Genomic DNA, 19878 nt, shown 5'->3' with positions numbered 1-19878 from the left:
GACGCTCGGAGCGGATTGCCGAGGTCCACGCTCACCCCTTCAGCGCTCCGGAGTTGCCGGCCGCCCTGAGGAACTGCCGCTGGAACACGAGGAAGAGCACCACCGGGATGATCACGGAGATGAACAGGGCACCCATGAACTGCGCGAAGTCGCCAGCGGTCTCCAGCCGCGGCAGGGCGACCGAGATCGGTTGGTCCTCCGGATTCGGCAACACCAGCAATGGCCACAGGAACTCCTTGTACGCCCCGACGAGTGTCAGCAGGCTCACCACGCCCAGGATCGGCCGTGACATCGGCAGCACGAGCGAGACGAAGACCCGGAAGGGACCCGCGCCGTCGATTCGGGCCGCCTCGAACAGATCGGCGGGAATGGCCGCGAAAAACCGTTGCATGAGCAGCACGTTGACCGCGTTGGCCGAGGCCGGCAGCCACACCGCCCACAGGGTTCCGATCAGGTTGACGTGCAGGAGCGGCAGATCCATCACGGTCAGGTAGAGCGAGACGAGCGAGATGACGCCGGGAATGAACAGCGTCGCAAGGATCGCCGCGAACACGGCCTTCGCGTACCTGGGCTTCAGGACGGCGAGGCCATAGCCACCGGTCGTCGCGACGACGAGGCCGAAGAACAGCGATCCCGCCATGAGCCAGAGCGTGTTGACGAAGTAGCGCGCAAAGTCGACCTTTGTCCACACCTCGGCGAAGGTGCTCCAGTGGATCCCGCTCGGCCAGAGCGAGAACGGCGCGGAGAGCGTCTCGGTGGTGGTCGATGTCGCGGCCTTGAACAGCCAGAACAACGGTCCCACACACAGGACGGCGAGAGTGGCGAAGACCAGCACCCGGGCGGCGACCAGGGCGATCCGTACGCCGGGTCGGCGCCGGTCGAGACGGGACAGGATGCTGCGTTCGGCGTCGGCGGTCACGACGTGCTCCAGTGCTTGGTCGCCCAGAGGTAGATCCAGGAGAGGCCCGACAGGGCGATCGCCAGCAGTAGGCTCAGGGCCGTCGCGCGCCCGTAGTCCCCGGAGACGAAGGCGTACCGGTAGATCAGCATGAGGATCGTGACCGTGCGGTTCTCGGGACCGCCATTGGTCATGATGTAGGGCTCGGTGAAAACCTGGAAGGTGCCGATCAACTGCAGTAGCAGCATCACGAGCAGCACGCCGCGCATCTGCGGCAGGGTGACGTGCCAAAAGCGCCGGAACGCACCCGCCCCGTCGGTTTCCGCAGCGTCATACAGCTCGGTCCGGATGCCCATCAGCGTGGCGAGATAGATGATGGTCGCGGTGCCGAACGACGCCCAGGTGGCCTGCAGCACGATCGAGGGCATGGCGAGGTCTCCGTCGTTGAGCCACGACAACGGGCCCAGCCCCACCCACCCGAGGATGGTGTTGAGCACGCCGGTCGGGCTCGGGTCGAAGAACGCCTTCCACAACAGGACGGCGACCACGGGCGGGAAGATCACGGGCAGGTACACGAGCGCCGAGGCCAGTCCCCGGCTGCGACGCAACTCCGCGATGAAGACCGCCAGGATCACCGGCACGGGAAAACCGATCACGAGTGCCAGCAGCGCGAACCACAGCGTGTTGAACGCCGCCGTCCCGAGCAGCGGATCGGCCAGGACTCGGGCGAAGTTGTCGAGGCCGATCCACTCGGTGGTGAGGAAATTGGTGCGCTGGAAGCTGAGCGGCAGTGACCGGAGGATCGGCCACCACGAGAACAACCCGAACGACAGCAGCAGGGGCAGGAAGAACACGAGCGTGGACAGTCCGCCCCGGCGTACCCAGCTGACGAGGCCGCGGGAACGACGGCTCGGCACGACTTCGGGCATGCGGTACGCCGGCCTGGACCGGGCAGGGGCGCTCAGGGGAATCACCTCGTCTGTTCGCGGGCGGATCTCTGTCGGGCCCCGGGATCCGCGCCGCGACAGGGACGATCGGGCAATGACCCTTCTTCGAAAAGGTTCAATGATCAGCCAGCGTCGATGATCGCCTGGACCTTGCGCTGGGCGTCCTTCAGCAGCGCGTCGATGTCGGCGTCCTGGCGGGTCAGGACCGCCTGGACCACGGTGTCGAGTGTCCCGTACGTCTCCTGCGCCTTTGCCGGCGGCTCCGGCACCAGGGCCAGCGTCTGCGCCGTGGCGAAGTACGCGGCGTAGTTCTGCCGCGGCACGTTGATGTAGTCCTTGACCCAGCCGAGGTACCGGTCGGTCGTCGCCTGGTCGAACAGCGGCAGCGCCGGGTCACCCACCGGTTGCTTGTCAGCGACCTTGGCCTTCGCGTCCGCGACGGCCTCCGCCTCGCTGTCGTACTTGCGGAAGTTGACGAACTCCAACCACTTGATCGCCGCTCTGGTCTCGGCGGCCGAGGCGCGCGGGTTGACGATCGCGACCGTACCGCCGCCGAGCGTACCCAGCCCCTGGGGCCCTTGCGGCAGCGGCGCGATGCCGAAGTCGTCGGGCTTCATGCCCATGTTCGCCACGACCACCTTGTACGCGTCCGCGCCCTGCACGAACATCCCGACCTTGCCGCCCGCGAACGCCTTCGTGGTGTCGTTGTAGCCGGTCAGGAAGTTCGCGCCGAAGGTGTTGTCCTCCCACCGCAGCGAACGGTAGAACTCCAGGACACTGCGGGTGGCGTTGTTGTCGACGGTCGCGTTCCTGCCGTCCGCCGACGCGATCGTGCTGCCGTTGGCGTAGCTCATCGCGGTGAGCACCCAGCCACCGGTGTTGTCCTTCGTCATGCTCGCGAAGCCCTGTACGCCGGTGGCCGTCTGGATCGCCTTCGCGGCGGCGCGTACCTCGTCCCACGTGGTCGGGGGCTTGTCGGGGTCGAGGCCCGCTTTCTTGAACAGGTCCCGGTTGTAGAACAGACCCATGCTGTACGCCTGGATCGGCACGCCGTAGATGCGGTCGCTCGCGTCCTTGGTCACCTTCAGGATGGCCGGGTTGATCCGGCTGACCACGGAGTCCGCGCCGATCGCGCTGGTGACGTCGGCGACCTGCTTACGGGCGATGAGGCCCTGCATCTCGGTGAAGGGGACGTAGAAGACGGTCGGCAGCTTGCCGCCCGCCAGCAGCGCCTGGAACGTCCGCACATCGAAGGTGGCCTCGTCGCCGACGACCTTGATGTCGGGGTTCGCCTTGGTGAACTCGGAGATGTTCCGGTTGAAGTTGTTGAGCTCCTCCGGGTGCCGACTCGTGGGCATGCCCGCGACGGTTATCGACACGGGTCCGGACGACTCGCTGTTCGACCCGCCGCATCCGGGGACGAGGGTGAGCGCCGCGCCGGCCAGGGCCAGCGCGAGCAGCCGGGTTCTTGTGCTTGTCATGACACTCCTCGGACAGTATTGGTGGTGGATCACTCGGTGTGGGTGGTACTACCGGTCAGGGAGCGCCGCCGGTCAGGGAGCGATGAGTCCGCCGTCCCGGCCCCGGACCCGCGCAGCCCACGCGTCGTGCCCGGAGAGCCCGGCGGGGAACCGGGCGGCGGCGGCCTCGTCGAGGTCGATTCCCCAGCCCGGCGCCTCGTTGGGGCGCAGCCAGCCGCGCTCGATACGCAGCGTCCCGGGGAAGACCTCGTGCACGGCGGGGGTGTACACGTGGCCTTCCTGGATGCCGAAGGCCGGGCTGGTGATGTCCAGCGCGACGTTGGCCGCCGCGCCGATCGGCGACGTGTCGCCCGGGGCGTGCCACGCCGTGCGTACGCCCACCAACTCCGCGGCGGCGGCGATCTTGCGTGCCGCGGTGAGGCCACCGATGCCGGAGATGTGGGAGCGGATGAAGTCGACGCCTCCGCCGAGCACGAGGCGCGCCGCGTCCGTCAGTGAGGTGGTCAGCTCGCCCACCGCGAGGGGCACCGGCGAGGCCGCCCGCACCTCGGGCAGGCGGTCCCAGTGCTCGGGGGCGATGACGTCTTCCAGGAAGTACAGGCGGTACGGCTCGAGCGAGCGGGCGAGCACGACGGCCTGCTTCGGTGAGAGTCGCGAGTGCACGTCGTGCAGCAGGGCGATGTCGGGGCCGAGCCGGGCTCGGGCCGCCGCGAAGAGTTCGGGGGTCCGCCGGAGGTACTCCTCGACGTCCCAGCCGCCCGGATACTGATGGTCGGTGGTGGTGGTGTGCGGCACCGCCGGGGCGCCGTAGTGCCCGGCACCCGGCTGGCCCGTCTGGAGCCGGATGTGCCGTAGCCCCTCATCCCGGAGACGTTCCGCCTGGTCGAGCGTGTCCTCGACGGTCGCGCCGGCGGCGTGTAGGTAGGTGTCGGCCGCTCCGCGTACCTTGCCACCGAGAAGTTCGTGCACCGGCCGCCCGGCCCGTTTTCCCGCGATGTCCCACAACGCCTGGTCGAGCCCGGAGATCGCGTTGTTGCCGACCGGGCCCTCCCGCCAGTAGGACGAGAACCGGGCGAGGCGAACGAGGTCCTCGATGTCGCCCGGGTAGCGGCCGACGACCAGCCGGGCGAGGTGCTCCTCCACGTAGGTCGCGACCGCGTGCCAGCGCTGGGTGAAGGTGGCGCAGCCCAGCCCGTACAGGCCGTCGTCGCTCGTCTCGACCTTGACGACCAGCAGTGGAATACCCTCCGGCGCGGTCGCGATCGCCCGGACCCGGGTGATGCGTACGTCGTCGGGCGCCTCCCAGGGCTGGGCGAAGGGGGACGCCCCGTCCTGCGTGCTCATGCGGTTGCCTCCAGGATGGATGTCTCGCCCTCGGCGAGCGAGACGACGGGAGCCCAGCCGAGTACCCGGCGTGCGGCGGACGTGTCGATCGGCGCGCGTCGCCCGTCGAAGCGTTGCCTGCGTTCGACGTCGGCGGCGTAGCGGTCGAGCAGGTCCTCGGTGGACTGGTCCAGGATGGTGTCCGCCGCGGCCACGAGCAGCGTGTGCATCCCGGAGATCGGCTGGGTGAGGCCGCGCAGGATCGCGTCGACGGCATCCGCCATCTCCAGGTACGCCCACCCCTCACGCGCGAGGCGCGCCTGTTCCCCGGGTATCGCGATCATGCGCCGCACCGTGTCCCGCAACGCCGCGAGTTCGCGGACGAGCGGGAAGCGCAGCGCAACGACGGTCATGTCCCAGCGGCTGCAGGCGAACGCGCCGATCCGCTCGTCGACCCACTTCGACAGCGAGTACGCGTCGTCGTGTGCCACCGGCGACGCCTCGTCCAGCGGGTAGTACGCCGGCATCACGTCGTGCCGATTCATCGGTATCCCGAAGGCGTTGATCGAGCTGGCGATGACCGCCCGGCGGATACCCGCCTCCCCCGCGCAGGCGAGAACCGTGAATGTCGCGGAGGTGTTCCCGACGAACACGGCCCGCGGCGTGTCGAGGTCGGGATGCGCCGTCGCCGCCAGGTGGACGACCGCGTCCACGTCCGTCAGCGCGTCCCGTACCAGGTCTTCGTCGGCGGCGTCGCCGGTGAGGACCCGGTCCGCCGGGGTCGGCGCGGACCAGGTACGGGACAGCGCGGTGACGGCGATGCCGCGGTCGACGAGCGCCTCGACCGTCGGCCGGCCAACGGTCCCGTCGGCACCGGTGACCAACACTCGGGTAGGTCGGATGAGCTCAGGCACGCCGGTGATCCTCACTGTCGGGAAACGATGTTGCGAAACTGCTTTCGCAGCAGAGAAGCACACGCCCCGGAGGATGTCAACAGTCGAATGCCGACGACCCGCTCCGGCGCACACCGAGGCATGACAGTCCGCTCAGGACTGTCGTGCGGTCAGGAACGCCGTACGGTGCGACTGCGCCGTCAGGAGGCCGCCAGCAGGCCGTCAGGAGGAAGGACCGAGCACCAGGGTCGGCGTCACGAGGTGCTCGCCGGGTGTCCGCTCGGACGAGAGGACGTCGGCGGCGGCGAGTCGGCCGAGCCGCTGCAGCTCCAGGTCGACGGTGGTGAGCCGGCGGATGCCCTGATCCAGCACGACGCCTTCCCAGTTGTCGACGCCGACGACGGCGATGTCCGCGGGCACCCGGAGGCCGCGCACGGCGCAGACCTCGAGCACACCCAGGCCGATGTGGTCGTTGCCGCAGAAGACGGCGTCGATCTCGACACCGGAGTCGAGCATCTCGGCCATCGCCGCGGCGCCCCAGTCGTGGGACCAGGACCCGTGCCGGGTCTCGCCGGCCTGCTCCAGCCCGGCAGCCTCCAGTTCCGCCCGCATGCCACGCTCACGCAGGCGGACGGCGATGCTGTCCCGACTGCCCGTGATGTGGGCGATCCGGGTAGCCCCGGTCGCCACCAGGTGCCGGGTCGCGAGGCGCCCCGCACCCTCGTTGTCGGGCAGGTAGACGACGTCCTCGAGATGGTCCGACGCGGCGAACGCGTACGTCACAGGGACGCCGAAATGGTGCGTCACCGAGTGCGACACGCGTTCGTGACCGTCCCCGACGACAAGAAGGCCGTCAATGCGACGTGCCTGGAGTGCCCGGATGCTCCTGGTCATCTGGCGCGGGACCAGCAGGTCCTCGTCGAATACCAGAGACGCCTGCTGCAGTTCGCCGAGTTGCAGTACCGCGCCGATGAGGACCGGACCTGCGAAGGTACTGGTCGCGCGGTAGGTCAGGACCCCGATGGTCCGGCTGCGTCCGAGCGCGAAGGAGCGGGCGAGCGCGTTCGGCTGGAAGTCGAGCCGCTCCGCGACCTCGCGCACCCGCGCCCGGGTCTCCGCCGAGATCCGATCTCCCCCGTTCAGGGCCTTGGACGCGGTGGAGATCGACACTCCGGCGATCGCCGCGATGTCGCTCAACCGGACGCTGCGGTTCGACGCCATGCCGAAAGCATACCGGCGCAGGGGCATTGACAGAGTTTGACCACCCGGTAAAAATTGGCGAACCGCGAAACCGGTTTCGCACCGCAAAGCCTCCCCGTCCCCCGATCGTGGTCATCCGATGCCCCATCGAGGAGTGCTCATGCTCAGGACAATCTCCCCGCTTTCCGAAAGGGCGCTGCCCCGCCGAACGCTCGCACTGCTGACATCCCTCGCCGCCGTCGCGGCGCTGCTGTCCGTCCCACAGCCCGCCGCCGCCGACCCCGGGCCCGTCGTGATCGGTGACTTCGAACAGGGCACCACCCCGTGGTTCCCGGTGACCACGGGCGGCGCCACAGCGACGCTGACGACCACCACCAACGCGCCCGCGGGCGGCACCGCAGCCGCCCGCATCCAGGCGAACGCGCCGAGCGGGACGGTCGAGATGGCGCGCGGCATCCCCTCGCTCGACCTGCGAAGACTCGACCTCTCGGTCCGCAGCGCCCAGCTGACCGGCCTGGTCCTGCGCCTCGTCGACAGCACCGGGCAGGCGCACCAGCAGACCCTCGCGCTCTCGCCCGGCACGCAGTGGCAGCAGCTGTCGGTCACCACCTTCGCGGGCGGAACCCAGTACATTCACTGGGGCGGTGCCAATGACGGCGTGTGGCACGGGCCGCTGAAGCAGATCTCGCTGCTGATCGACGCGTTCCGCATCTCACCCGGCCCCGCCGTGACGCTCGACGTCGACGACGTTGTCGTCCAGGGACCACCCCCGCTCGCCATCAAGCCGACCACGCTCGGCAACGTATTCACCACCGGCGATACCGTGTCGTTCGGCGTCGACACGGCCGCCACGTCACTGCGCTGGTCGGCACGGGACGCGTACGGAGGCGTCGTCGCCACCGGCTCCGGCACCCCGGCGCAGCTCGGAAACACCATCTCCCTCGGTACGCTCGGGACCGGCTGGTACACGGTTGACATAACCGCAGTCCAGCCCGACGGCACCACCGTCAACGGCGGCACGGACGTCTCGGTACTGCCCGCGACCACTGTCCGTGAACGACGCATCGGTGCCGCGACGCACTACGGTGGCCTCTGGCCGGGGGCCTCCGCGCCCCTGCTCGGGAAGGCCGGTCTCGGCTTCGCCCGCGACGAGGCGTACTGGTCGGAGGTCGAACGGGTCAGAGGCACGTACGTCTTCCCCGCCCGGGTCGAAAGCGCCACGGCTGCGCTACGCGCGACCGACGTGGACTTCCTGCAGATACTCGACTACGGCAACGCGCTCTACCACGCGGGAGAAGCACCCGCGACCGACGCCGGGCGGGCCGGCTTCGCCGGGTACGCCCAGGCATCCGTCGATCACTTCGGCACCGCACACGCGGCGTACGAGGTGTGGAACGAGTGGAACATCCGCGACGTGAACGGTCCCGCGGGGGCGACGCCGCAGAACTACGTCGCGCTGCTCGCCGCGACGGCCGCGAGAGTGAAGGCGACGCATCCGGACGCGACGCTGGCCGGGCCCGCCCTCGCGCCGATGAACGACTGGCAGGGCTGGCTCGACGGCTTCATCTCCGCCGGCGGCCTCGACCACCTCGACGCGTTCTCGACCCATCCGTACAACTTCACCGCCGAGCCGGAGACGTTCCGGACCCACGTGGCGACCCTGCGCCAGAAGTTCGCCGCGGCGGGCCACCCCGACCTGCCGATCTGGTTCACCGAGCACGGCTGGTACACGACGCCGAACCCGCCCGGCGTGACGCCTGCCGTACAGGCCCGCAACCTCGCGCGCGCACAACTGCTGAGCCTCGGCGACGGGATCGGGCGCTACACCGTCTACGACTTCAAGGACGACGGCACGAACCCGACCGATCCCGAGCACAACTTCGGGATGATCCGCAACGAGGCCGACGTTCGTGGCGCGTACGTCCCGAAGCCCGCGTTCACCGCTCAGGGCGTACTGACACGTCAGACGGCGGAGCGTCCCGTCCGCGCGGTCCTGTCGCTCGGCACCGGCCGCTACGGGGTCGAGTTCGGCCGACGTACCGGCGAGTCCGCTGACACCCGCATGCAGGCCCTGTGGGCACTGACGCCGCAGACCTGGAGCGTCCAGGCGACCGGCTCGGTGACGGTCACCAACCTCTACGGCGGTACGACCGTCGTAGAGCCCGACACCAGTGGACGGGTGCACGTCTCGGTGGGTGCGGAGCCGGTCTATCTGCGGGGCGCACTGGGCACGGTTACGACCGGCTCACCGTTCTCGCTGGCCGTGACGGGTGCCGTCGGTGGCAGCGCGCCGGATGCCACCTGGCACATCGCCAACACGGGGACGTCGGCCCGCCCCCTCTCGCTCGTCTCCGACGGGCTGACCACGCAGGCGACCGTGCCCGCCGGGGCCACGCAGGACGTCGCGGCGGCGCTCGCGCCCGCTCAGGTCGGGCAGCGCACCTGGACCGCGGTCGTACGGGAGGGAGGTCACGCGATCGGCGTCCTCACCGCTGCCGCGCAGGTTCTTCCCGCACTGCAGCTGACGGGTGAGCACGCGCTGAACGCCGCCGGCGCGGACGTGCTGCGACTACGGGTTCGCAACCGCGGCACGCATGCGGTACGCCTCGACGGCGTCACCTGGACCCTCGGCGGTTCGCAGGGAACGGTGCTCGCCGATGCGCAGGTGGCCGGCGGAGCCACGGCCGTACAGGATGTTCCACTCACCGCCTTCGGCGCGTGGTCGGCGACCGTCTCCGGACCTGCGACCGACAGCGTGAGCGGCATCGTCGTGGCGGCGAGTTCGGTGGCGGTGGACGTCCCGTACCAGACGATTCAGGTCGACGGCGTGCTGGATCCCGCCCTGAGGAACCTCCCGGCGCAGACGCTGGGGGAGGACGAGCAGGTGATCACCGGATGGCAGGGCCCGCAGGACCTCGGCGGAAGCCTGTGGATCACACACGACGACAGCCGGCTCTACCTCACGGCGCAGCTCGTCGACGACGTCCACGCGCAGCCCGCCAGGGGTACGGACATCTGGCAGGGTGACAGCCTCCAGGTCGGGTCCTCCCCCGGCTGGCCGGGCGAAGGCGGCAGGCCGGTAGGGGAGGTCGGCAGCGCCCTGACCGACGTGGGACCGGTCGACCTCACCCGGTGGCTGCCGGTGGGCGGCGGGACGGACGGCGTCACGGCCGTGGTGAAGCGGGACGAGCAGACGAAAACGACGACCTACGAGCTGGCTGCGACGTGGGCGGCGGTCGGGGTCGACCCGGCCAGTCGGATCATGGCCGCCACGATCGCGGTCAACGAGAACGACGGGTCGGGCCGCCGCGGCTGGAGCACCTGGGGCAGGGGTGTCGCCGAGGCGAAGGATCCGAGTCTGTTCCACGCCCTGCGGCTCATGCCCCCGGGCGGTGACGAGGTGGACCTGTCGACCCGGGCCCGGACGATCGACCGCCCCTGACAGCCCCCACCTGGACGGCGGCGGAGAGGCCGGCCCTCTCCGCCGCCGGCGGACCCGCCGCACCGAGGTGAGAGGTCAGAAAAGGGTCAGTTCGTCGCGCTTGATGCCGCGCAGCCGGTCGTAGTTGACCACCACGCACCGGATCCCCCGGTCGGCCGCGAGGACCCGGGCCTGCGGTTTGATCTCCTGCGCCGCGAAGACGCCGGAGACCGGCGCGAGCAACGGGTCCCGGTTGAGCAGTTCCAGGTAGCGGGTCAGCTGCTCCACCCCGTCGATCTCGCCGCGCCGCTTGACCTCCACCGCGACCGTGGCCCCGGCGCCGTCCCGGCAGAGCAGGTCGACCGGCCCGATCGCGGTCATGTACTCCCGGCGGATCAGCGTGAACCCGTCACCCAACTCGGTCGGGCTGGCGGCCAGCAACTCCTGCAGGTGCGCCTCCACACCGTCCTTGCGCAACCCGGGATCGACACCCAGCTCGTAGGACGTGTCCTGGAAGATCTCCTCCAGGGTGATCCGCAGTTCCTCGCCGGCCTTGTTGACCACCCGCCACACCCCGGGGGCCTCCTCCAGTTTGCACGGCGGGCTCATCCAGTTCAGTGGCTTGTACGCCCGGTCGTCGGCGTGGATCGAGACCGACCCGTCGGCCTTGACCATCAGCAATCGGGTCGCCAACGGCAGGTGTGCCGAGAGTCGTCCGACGTAGTCCACCGAGCACCGCGCAATCACCAACCGCACCCGACGAGGGTAGCCGAGCCCGCCGGCGACGCTCGGCGGGCCGGGCTGGCGAGTCGGTGCGATCCTGGATGCCGTGCTGGAAGCCCTCACCGGAACCGGTCTCGCCGCCTCGGCCGGACTGAACGCGTACATTCCCCTGCTCACCGTGGGCCTGCTGGCCCGCTTCAGCGACCTGGTCACCCTGCCCGGCGGCTGGCAGTGGCTCTCCAACGGCTGGGTACTGGCGATCCTGGTGGTGCTTCTCGGGATCGAGATCGTCGCCGACAAGGTGCCGGTGGTCGACCACGTCAACGATCTGGTGCAGACCGTGGTCCGGCCGACCGCCGGCGGGCTGGCGTTCGGTGCGGGTTCCGGCGCGGAGACGGTGACCGTGAGTAACCCGGGAGAGTTCTTCGGCTCCCACCAGTGGGTACCGGTCGTGGCCGGGGTGCTGATCGCGCTCGGCGTGCACGGGGTGAAGGCGGCCGCCCGACCGGTGATCAACGCCGGTACCGGCGGCATCGGCGCCCCGGTGGCGAGCACCGCCGAGGACGCGACGAGCATCCTCGCCTCGCTGGCCGCGCTCCTCTTCCCGGCCCTGGTGCTGATCTTCATCGTCGCGCTGGGCTTTTTTGTCGGGTGGATCGTCAGCCGCCGGCGGCGTCGCCGGCGGGAGCGGCAGGCGGCCCGGGCCGCCCGGGACGAGACGCTTGTCGAGTACTGACGGGGCTCGACATCGGGACACACCCGGTGTCCCCCGCTGCCGAGCCGTCACGCATAGTTGATGCCATGAGCGAGCAGGTGGCGATCTCCGTACAGGGGCTCCACAAGGCGTACGGCGGGAACGTCGCCGTGGGCGGCATCGACCTGTCGGTGTACCGGGGTGAGGTTTTTGCCCTGCTCGGGCCCAACGGCGCCGGCAAGACGACCACGGTGGAGATCCTGGAGGGCTACCGCCGTCGGGACACCGGCGAGGTCAGCGTGCTCGGCGTCGACCCGGACCGGGCGGACGCGGCCTGGCGCTCCCGGGTCGGGATCGTGCTCCAGGGCACCGGCGAGTTCGACGACCTGACCGTCGCCGAGGTGGTGCACCACTTCGCGGCGTTCTATCCGAACCCGGACGACCCGGACAAGGTCATCGACCGGGTCGGGCTGGCCGGCAAGGCACGGGCCCGGACACACACCCTCTCCGGCGGACAGAAGCGCCGGCTCGACGTCGCGCTCGGCATCGTCGGGCGCCCCGAACTGCTCTTCCTGGACGAGCCGACCACCGGCTTCGACCCGGAGGCCCGCCGCGAGTTCTGGGAGCTGATCCGCGACCTGGCCGCCGCCGGCACCACGATCGTGCTGACCACCCACTACCTGGACGAGGCCGAGTCGCTGGCCGACCGGGTCGGGGTGATCGCGGGCGGCCGGCTGGTCGAGGTGGCCACCCCCGCCCGGCTCGGCGACCGGGAAAATGCGCTGGCCACCGTCGCCTGGCGTACCCCGGACGGGACCGTGGAGCGCGCGGAGAGCGCGACGCCGACGGCGCTGGTCGCCGAACTGGCCGCGCGGTTCGGCGGCGAGGTCCCGGGCCTGACCGTGACCCGGCCCACCCTGGAAGACGTCTACCTACGGATGATCGGGCACCGATGAGCGAGCGAAGCGAGATCCGGGCATGAGCACCACCGCCACCACCCCGACCGCCGCCGCGCCGGCACCGCCGCGCGCCCGCCGGGTCGGCCCGCTCGCCCTCGCGGTCCGGCAGGGCCGGCTGGAGGTACGGCAGTTCCTGCGCAGCCGGGAGTCGGTCGTCTTCACCATGCTCTTCCCGGTGGTGATGATCCTGATCTTCGCGTCGATCTTCAAGGGCGAGATCGGCGGCGGGGTGCGGTTCACCCAGTACTTCGTCACCGGCATGATCGCCACCGGCCTGATGACCGTCGGGTTCCAGAGCCTGGCGATCCAGATCCCGATCGAACGCGACCGGGGAGTGCTCAAGCGGCTGCGCGGTACGCCGATGCCGAGGTGGGTCTACTTCGCCGGCAAGGTGATCATGGTGGCACTGATCGCCCTCGCCGAGACGGTCCTGCTGCTCGCGGTCGCGACCCTGCTCTTCGACCTCGACCTGCCCGACAGCGCCGCCCGCTGGCTCACCCTGCTCTGGGTGTCCGCGCTCGGCACCACCGCCTGCACCCTCTGCGGGATCGCCTTCTCCTCCCTGGCCCGCAGCGGACGCGGCGCCTCGGCGGTGGCCACCCCGGTCGCCCTGGTGCTCCAGTTCATCTCCGGCGTCTTCTTCGTCTTCACCGACCTGCCCACCTGGATGCAACAGGTTGCCGCGATCTTCCCGCTGAAGTGGATGTGCCAGGGGCTGCGCGCGGTCTTCCTGCCCGACACGTTCGCCGCCGCCGAACCCGCCGGCAGTTTCGAACTCGGCCGGGTCGCGATCGTCCTCGCCGTCTGGTGCGTGGTCGGTCTGGCGCTCTGCCTGACCACCTTCCGCTGGACCACCCGACGCGACGGCTGAGGTGTCGGGGAAGGCCACCTCCCGTACACCCCAGCCCGCGTCGACGGTCAGTAGGAGTAGAAGCCCTTGCCGGTCTTCCGACCCAGGTCACCGGCGGCGACCATGCGCTGGAGCAGCTCCGGCGGGAAGAACTTCTCGTCCGCGGTGTCGGTGTAGATGTTCCTCGTCGCGTTCAGCAGCACGTCCACCCCGGTCAGGTCGGTGGTGGCCAGCGGTCCCATGGCGTGACCGAAGCCGAGCCTGCAGGCGGTGTCCAGGTCCTCCGGGGAGATCACGCCGGACTCGACCAGCTTGACCGCCTCCATCACCAGGGCGGTGATCAGCCGGGTGGTGACAAAGCCGGCGATGTCCCGGTTGACCACCACCACGGTCTTGCCGATCTCCTCAGCGAAGGCCCGGACGGTGGCCAGCGTCTCGTCGCTGGTCTTGTAACCACGGACCAGTTCACAGAGCTTCATCATCGGAACCGGCGAGAAGAAGTGGGTGCCGACCACCGACTCCGGCCGCCCGGTCACCGCCGCGATCTGGGTGATCGGGATCGCCGAGGTGTTCGTCGCCAGGACCGCACCGGGCGCGCAGATCTTGTCCAGCGCCCGGAACACCTCCTGCTTGACCTCCAGCCGCTCGAAGACCGCCTCGACGACGATGTCCGCGTCCGCCGCCGCCTCCAGCTCCGTCGTCGGCTGGATCCGGGCCAGCGTCGCCTCCACGTCACCGGCCTCGATCACGCCCTTCGCGGCGAACTTCTCCAACGAGGTACGGATGCCGGCCAGTCCCCGGGCGGTGGCGGCGTCGTCGAGATCACGCAGGGTCACCCGCCAGCCCGCCTGTGCCGCGACCTGCGCGATACCCGACCCCATCAGCCCGGCTCCGATGACCGCGAGTCGACCCGCCATGTGCTCACTCCTCCGGCTGGATTGTCTTCTGGGAGCACCTTAACGCTCGCTCGGGCCGGCACTCCGGGAGCGATCCCGTACCCCGACCACCCCCGGGCCCGGGAAGCGCCGGAACCGACCGCCATCCAGCTCCGTCGCTGGCTCCCCCGGGCCATGTTTGGCACACTGCCTGTGGCCGTCGTCACGACGCGGCCGGCCCCCAGGACTGACCCGCAGGAGGACCTGTTGTTGAACCCGCCGGTCGCCGACGACATCCGGGAGGAGCCGGAGAACCCGGCCGAGGCCGGGGACGCGGACGCGGCCCGGCCCGGCGGCGCCCCGGACGCCCGCCCGGCCGGCCGGGTGACCGCCTGGGTGGAGTGGGCCCTGATCACGCTCGGCATGGTGGTGCTGGCGATCACCCCGCGCGGCGAGATGATCGGCGACGGCCTCGCCCGCTACCACGCGCTGACCGGGCTGCTCGAGCACCGCCAACTGGCGGACGACGCGTACTCGATGATCGGGCCGCTCTTCGCCACCCCGCTCTGGCTCGTCGGCCAGTGGGCCGGGGACGCCCAGCCCGTGGTGGCCCAGTACAACTTCCTGCTCTTCACGCTCGGCCTGGCAATGATCCACGCCCTGCTGCACCGGCGGATCGACGACCGACTGCTCCGTCGGTTCCTGCTGCTGCTGATCGCCGGCAGCATGATCGGCGCGCATCTGCAGGACTTCTACGGCGAGGTCTTCACCACCATGACGGTCGGCGTCGGGCTGCTCGCCGCGACGCTGCCCTGGACCGGACGCTGGACCCGGTTCGGCGGCTGGGTCGCGGTGGTGCTGGGGGTCGCCAACACCCCGGCCACCCTGCTGGCGCTCGGACTGGTCGTCGGTCTGCTCTGCCTGCGCCGGAGGCGGCTGCGGTACCTGGCGGTACCGCTGGCCGCGGTGCTCGTGATCATGGGCGAGGCGTGGCTGCGCTTCGGCAGCCCACTGCACAGTGAATACCTGGACAACGGCGGCGGCCCGACGGTCATGCCGTACTCGGGTGAGCCGGGGTTCTCCTATCCGTTCCTGCTCGGAGTCGTGGCCATCCTCTTCTCCTTCGGCCGGGGGCTGCTCTGGTTCACCCCCGGACTCTTCCTGCCGATCGGTCGACGGCTCCGGGAGGAGGGCGGGACGACCGGCGACGACGTCCGGTCGTTCTGGCTGCTGTGGACGGTTTTCGTGGCCGGCCTGGTGCTGGTCTACGCGTCCTGGTGGGCCTGGTACGGCGGCATGTACTGGGGGCCGAGGTTCTTCCTCTTCGCCATCCTGCCGGCCTGCCTGGGGCTGGCCGTCTGCCTCTGCGCCGAGCGGGCCGGGCCGTGGGCCAACCTGGCCGCCCTCGCCGCCGTCCTGCTCTCGGTCTGGGGCGCGGCCAACAGCCTGGTGTACGGGCAGGTCCGGCCCTTCGTCTGCTACGACAACAACTGGTACCTGGAAGCGCTCTGCCACTTCACCCCGGAGTACAGCGCGTTGTGGGCACCGTTGATGGAGGCGCCGCCGCTGACCGGGTTGCAGCGTCTCGCGCTCGCCGGTTACGCCCTGGTGCTGCTCTGGTTCACGGTGCCGCTGCTCGGCCGTCTGGGCCGGCAGGCCGGCACGGCCGTCCGGAACCATCCGGAACTGCTGGCCTGGCGCAACTGGCGCTGGTAGCTCCGCCGCTGTCCCGGGTACGGCGATGGAGGGTTCCGTGACCACCGCCGTACCCGGTTCAGACTCGGCGCCGGGTCAGCGGCGCCGTCGGGTCACTGCGCGGCGCGCAGCGGGGCGAGCGCGGCGCTCCAGGCCACGACCTGGTCCAGCATCATGTTCAGCGGGCCGATGTGGTACTCGGCCGGCTTGAAGACGCTGTAGTTCTCGAAGTCGGTGGCCAGCCCGAACGCCACCTGGGTCCGGACGTCCGCCATCATCAGCTCGCCGGCGATCAACCGCAGGTGCTCGACGGCCCGGGTGCCCCCGACCGAGCCGTAGCTGACGAACCCGACCGCCTTGTGGTTCCACTCGGCGAACAGGAAGTCGATCGCGTTCTTGAGCGCGCCGGAGGTGGAGTGGTTGTACTCCGGAGTCACCATGACGAAGCCGTCGAACGAAGCGATCTTGGCGGCCCACTCCAGGGTGTGCGGCTGGGCGTACTGCCCCATGGACGGCGGAATCGCCTCGTCCAGGTGTGGGAGCTTGTAGTCGAGCAGGTCGACCAGCTCGTACTCCGCGTCGCCGCGCTGGACCGCGTTGTCCAGCACCCAGCGGGCCACGGCCTCACCGTTGCGGCCGGGCCGGGTGCTACCGAGGATGATCCCAATCCTGGTCATACTGCTTGTTCCCTTCCAAATCTACGCAAGTTGCATGCGCTGTCGACTCAAGCAAATAGCGATTTTATTGCTTTGTCAAGCAACCGAGGTGGTAGTGTGGTTTCCATGACAGGCTCCCTGCCGCCGCTGAATCCCGAGGAGGAGGCGGTGGTCCGGGCCCTCGCCCGGGCCATCCTGGTCGTACCCCGGGCACTCGATGCCGACCTGTCCCGGGAACAGCGGATGTCGCTCAACGAGTACTCGGCGCTGCAGCACCTCTCGGAGGCCCCGGGCCGACAGATGCGGATGAGCGAACTCGCCGCCGCCTGTGACCTCTCGTTGAGCGGCATGACCCGGATCGTCAGCCGGCTGGAGCAGCCGGGCTACATCGTCCGGGAACGGTGCGTCGAGGACGCCCGCGGTTGGAACGCCGTCCTCACCGACGCCGGCCTGACCCGGCTGGAGCAGGCCTACCCGACCCAACTGGCGAGCGTACGGCGACACATCGTCGACCACCTCGAGGGTCTGGACCTCCGCCAGCTCGCCACCGCCCTGCAGAACCTGGCGACCACCGGAATCTGCGCGAACCATCCGGACGACGGCCGGGTTCCGCCCGCGCCACCGAACGGGCCGGACGACAACCGGCGGGCCGCCCCGGCGAACGGCCGGGCCACCGGTCTCGCGGCCAACTCCTGACTCCCGCACCGGAGCGGCACGGGAGCGGGAGCAGCCGGCCGTCGCCGGACACCGGGCGGTCATAACGTGAACGCCGGCTCTTCCGGCGCGGTGGCCCGCTCGACCTCGACGCCGAGCGCCCGCAGGTCCGCGATGAAGTCCGGGTAGCCACGATCCACGTGGTGTACGTGGGACACCTCGGTGACGCCGTCCGCGCAGAGCCCGGCGATCACCAGGCCGGCCCCGGCCCGGATGTCGGTGGCCCGGACCGGTGCGCTGGAGAGCCGCTCCCGTCCCCGGACGACCGCGTGGTGCCCGTCGGTCTTGATGTCCGCCCCCAGCCGGGCCATCTCGTTCACGAACATGAACCGGCCGTCGAAAATGTTCTCGGTGACCAGCGAGGCCCCCTCGCTGACCGAGGCCAACCCGATCGCCATCGGCAGCAGGTCGGTCGCGAATCCCGGGAACGGCAGGGTCACCACGTCGACCGCGGACGGCCGGCGGTCCAGCTGCACCCGGAACGCGTCGGTCCGGGTCTCCACCAGAGCACCGGCCGAGACCAGCTTGTCCAGCGCGATCTCCAGGAAGGCCGGGCTCACCCCGGTCACCGTCACGTCGCCCCGGGTCATCGCCGCCGCGAAGGCCCAGGTGCCGCCGACGATCCGGTCGCCGACCGTGGCGTGCCGTACCGGCCGCAGCTCGGGGACACCCTCGATCCGCAGGGTGGAGGTGCCGACCCCCTCGATCCGGGCGCCCATCCGGTTCAGCATCGTGCAGATGTCAACGATCTCCGGCTCCCGGGCCGCGTTGTCGATCTCGGTCATCCCGCTGGCCAGCACCGCCGCCATCACGAGGTTCTCGGTGGCGCCGACGCTGGGGAAATCGAGCCAGATGGTGGCGCCGTGCAGGCCCTGCGGTGCCGAGGCGATGACGAAGCCGTGTTCGCCGGAGATGTCGGCACCCATCCGGGCCAGCCCCGCCACGTGCATGTCCAGCCCTCGGGAGCCGATCGCGTCGCCGCCCGGGTGCGCCACCCGGACGTACCCCCGGCGGGCCAGCAGCGGGCCGAGCACGCAGATCGAGGCGCGGAGCCGGCGTACCAGGTCGTAGTCCGCCTCGGTGCCCGGCGCCTCCGGCACGTCGATCACCACCGAACAGGAGCGGGCCCCGTCGCCGCCCGCCGCCCCGACGCCACTGCCGGTGCCGGTGCCGGTGCCGGTGCCGACCGTCGCCGGGCCCACGTCGTCGACGAACGACACCTCACAGCCGAGCCGGCGCAACACCTCGCCCATGATGGCGATGTCGGTGATCCGGGGTACGTTCGTGATCACGCTCCGTCCCGGCGCGAGCAGGGCCGCCGCCATCAGTTTGAGCGCCGAGTTCTTGGCGCCGACCACGTGCACCTGGCCCGCCAGCCGGACCCCGCCACTGACTCTGATCACGTCCACGTCGCAGATCGTAGAGTCGTCGGCTCCCCCCGGCCCGGTACCGTCCGGCCAGCCCTGGACCGCTCCGGCCATCGGGTCCCCGCCCGCGCCCGGCCGGGCGGACGTGGTCGGTGCCGACATCCGTACGCTGTGCGTCATGGCCGTCCACCTCAACCGCATCTACACCAGGGCCGGCGACGCCGGCACGACCAGGCTGACCAACAACGAGAAGGTCGCGAAGACCGACCCCCGGATCACCGCGTACGCCGACGTGGACGAGTGCAACGCGGCGATCGGGGTGGCGCTGGCCCTCGGCCAGCTCGACGAGCGCCTCCGGGTGGTCCTCGGCCGGATCCAGAACGACCTCTTCGACGTCGGCGCGGACCTGTCCAATCCCGTCGAGCCGGAACCGGCGTACCCGCCGCTGCGGGTCACCCAGGAATACGTGGACCGGCTGGAGGGCTGGTGCGACGAGTTCAACGCGGAACTGGCCAAGCTCGACTCCTTCATCCTGCCCGGCGGCACTCCGGGTGCGTCGCTGCTGCACGTGGCCCGCACGATCGCCCGCCGCGCGGAACGTTCCGCGTGGGCGCTCGTCACTCATGAAGCGGATCGAACCAGTCCTCTTCCGGCAAAGTATCTCAACCGGCTCTCGGATCTGCTCTTCATCCTGGCAAGAACGGCAAATCCGAACGGCGATGTGCTATGGGTCCCCGGTGGCGAGCGTTGACCCCGTCCCACCGGTAGGCGGACTGCACCACGTCGAGATCTGGGTACCGGCGCTGGACCGTGCCGTGACGAGCTGGGGCTGGCTCCTCGGCGAACTCGGCTGGACCCCGTTCCAGGACTGGCCGGCCGGGCGGTCCTGGCGACTCGGCCACACCTACCTGGTGTTGGAGGAGTCGCCGGCGCTGTCCTCCCGCCGGCACGACCGGCTCGCCCCGGGCCTCAACCACCTGGCCTTCCACGCCGGCCCGCCCGCCGTCGTGGACCGGCTGGTCGCCGAAGCCCCGGCGTACGGCTGGACGTTGCTCTTCGCCGACCGCCACCCGTACGCCGGCGGGCCGGACAACTACGCCGGCTACCTGGCCGACGGGGCCTGGTTCGAGGTGGAACTCTGCGCCACGGTCCCCACCGGCGGTCACTGACCAGCGCCGGCCA

Annotated in this window: 18 protein-coding genes; 8 read left to right on the top strand and 10 right to left on the bottom strand. The window is 70.3% G+C overall.

Translation table 11 applies throughout. The features are described 5' to 3' along the window. Positions 1-31: 31 nt before the first annotated feature. From ABGB21_RS06400 to ABGB21_RS06375, 6 genes are all read right to left on the bottom strand, one after another. Entirely contained in the window at positions 32-919 is an 888-nt protein-coding gene (locus ABGB21_RS06400) for a carbohydrate ABC transporter permease (RefSeq protein WP_347651051.1), read from the bottom strand. Beyond that, positions 916-1827: a sugar ABC transporter permease gene (locus ABGB21_RS06395; protein ID WP_347676743.1), complete on the bottom strand. Its 912-nt coding sequence runs from the start codon at positions 1825-1827 to the stop codon at positions 916-918. Before ABGB21_RS06395 ends, ABGB21_RS06400 begins: the two co-directional genes overlap by 4 nt. Before the next feature lie 140 nt (positions 1828-1967). Further along, positions 1968-3326 (bottom strand): extracellular solute-binding protein, encoded by a 1359-nt coding sequence (locus ABGB21_RS06390; protein ID WP_347651053.1) that lies wholly within the window; start codon positions 3324-3326, stop codon positions 1968-1970. 72 nt (positions 3327-3398) lie between these two features. Beyond that, entirely contained in the window at positions 3399-4670 is a 1272-nt protein-coding gene (locus ABGB21_RS06385; RefSeq protein ID WP_347676741.1) for an enolase C-terminal domain-like protein, read from the bottom strand. After that, on the bottom strand, positions 4667-5563 hold the full coding sequence (locus ABGB21_RS06380; RefSeq protein ID WP_347651055.1) for an NAD(P)-dependent oxidoreductase: 897 nt from the start codon (positions 5561-5563) through the stop codon (positions 4667-4669). Before ABGB21_RS06380 ends, ABGB21_RS06385 begins: the two co-directional genes overlap by 4 nt. Positions 5564-5764: 201 nt before the next feature. After that, the gene (locus tag ABGB21_RS06375; protein WP_347651056.1) at positions 5765-6763 is read right to left on the bottom strand and encodes a LacI family DNA-binding transcriptional regulator; all 999 of its coding nucleotides are present in this window, start codon (positions 6761-6763) and stop codon (positions 5765-5767) included. A 139-nt stretch (positions 6764-6902) separates the two neighbouring features. Here ABGB21_RS06375 and ABGB21_RS06370 point away from each other — a divergent pair, with 139 nt between their 5' ends. After that, on the top strand, positions 6903-10184 hold the full coding sequence (locus ABGB21_RS06370) for a glycosyl hydrolase (RefSeq protein ID WP_347676739.1): 3282 nt from the start codon (positions 6903-6905) through the stop codon (positions 10182-10184). A gap of 75 nt (positions 10185-10259) precedes the next feature. Here the strand turns inward: ABGB21_RS06370 and nucS are convergent, their stop codons facing one another. Next, positions 10260-10919 (bottom strand): endonuclease NucS, encoded by a 660-nt coding sequence (gene nucS, locus ABGB21_RS06365; RefSeq protein WP_347651058.1) that lies wholly within the window; start codon positions 10917-10919, stop codon positions 10260-10262. Between the two features lie 73 nt (positions 10920-10992). Here nucS and ABGB21_RS06360 point away from each other — a divergent pair, with 73 nt between their 5' ends. The 3 genes from ABGB21_RS06360 to ABGB21_RS06350 all read left to right on the top strand — a co-directional run bounded on the left by ABGB21_RS06360 (position 10993) and on the right by ABGB21_RS06350 (position 13410). Continuing rightward, positions 10993-11622 (top strand): DUF4126 domain-containing protein, encoded by a 630-nt coding sequence (locus tag ABGB21_RS06360; RefSeq protein WP_347651059.1) that lies wholly within the window; start codon positions 10993-10995, stop codon positions 11620-11622. Positions 11623-11687: 65 nt separating this feature from the next. After that, on the top strand, positions 11688-12536 hold the full coding sequence (locus ABGB21_RS06355; protein WP_347651060.1) for an ABC transporter ATP-binding protein: 849 nt from the start codon (positions 11688-11690) through the stop codon (positions 12534-12536). Positions 12537-12558: 22 nt separating this feature from the next. Continuing rightward, positions 12559-13410: an ABC transporter permease gene (locus ABGB21_RS06350; RefSeq protein WP_347676737.1), complete on the top strand. Its 852-nt coding sequence runs from the start codon at positions 12559-12561 to the stop codon at positions 13408-13410. 47 nt (positions 13411-13457) lie between these two features. Here ABGB21_RS06350 and ABGB21_RS06345 read toward each other — a convergent pair whose 3' ends face one another. Next, positions 13458-14306, bottom strand: coding sequence for a 3-hydroxyacyl-CoA dehydrogenase family protein (locus ABGB21_RS06345; RefSeq protein ID WP_347651062.1), 849 nt, complete (start codon positions 14304-14306; stop codon positions 13458-13460). Between the two features lie 225 nt (positions 14307-14531). On the opposite strand from ABGB21_RS06345, the gene ABGB21_RS06340 reads away from it, so the two are divergent. Beyond that, entirely contained in the window at positions 14532-15980 is a 1449-nt protein-coding gene (locus tag ABGB21_RS06340; RefSeq protein ID WP_347651063.1) for a hypothetical protein, read from the top strand. 92 nt (positions 15981-16072) lie between these two features. Here ABGB21_RS06340 and ABGB21_RS06335 read toward each other — a convergent pair whose 3' ends face one another. Further along, the gene (locus ABGB21_RS06335; RefSeq protein ID WP_347651064.1) at positions 16073-16636 is read right to left on the bottom strand and encodes an NAD(P)H-dependent oxidoreductase; all 564 of its coding nucleotides are present in this window, start codon (positions 16634-16636) and stop codon (positions 16073-16075) included. A gap of 105 nt (positions 16637-16741) precedes the next feature. On the opposite strand from ABGB21_RS06335, the gene ABGB21_RS06330 reads away from it, so the two are divergent. After that, positions 16742-17311: a MarR family winged helix-turn-helix transcriptional regulator gene (locus tag ABGB21_RS06330; RefSeq protein ID WP_347676735.1), complete on the top strand. Its 570-nt coding sequence runs from the start codon at positions 16742-16744 to the stop codon at positions 17309-17311. 59 nt (positions 17312-17370) lie between these two features. Here the strand turns inward: ABGB21_RS06330 and murA are convergent, their stop codons facing one another. Next, the gene (murA, locus tag ABGB21_RS06325) at positions 17371-18810 is read right to left on the bottom strand and encodes a UDP-N-acetylglucosamine 1-carboxyvinyltransferase (protein ID WP_347677161.1); all 1440 of its coding nucleotides are present in this window, start codon (positions 18808-18810) and stop codon (positions 17371-17373) included. Between the two features lie 64 nt (positions 18811-18874). Here murA and ABGB21_RS06320 point away from each other — a divergent pair, with 64 nt between their 5' ends. Then, entirely contained in the window at positions 18875-19447 is a 573-nt protein-coding gene (locus tag ABGB21_RS06320; RefSeq protein ID WP_347651066.1) for a cob(I)yrinic acid a,c-diamide adenosyltransferase, read from the top strand. Beyond that, a complete protein-coding gene (locus tag ABGB21_RS06315; RefSeq protein WP_347676733.1) occupies positions 19434-19865 on the top strand; it encodes a VOC family protein in 432 nt (143 codons plus the stop codon). Before ABGB21_RS06320 ends, ABGB21_RS06315 begins: the two co-directional genes overlap by 14 nt. Positions 19866-19878 lie beyond the last annotated feature (13 nt).

This window comes from Plantactinospora sp. B24E8, from assembly GCF_039871735.1.
Lineage (GTDB): Bacteria > Actinomycetota > Actinomycetes > Mycobacteriales > Micromonosporaceae > Plantactinospora.
This window is presented reverse-complemented; position numbering and strand designations above follow the sequence as displayed.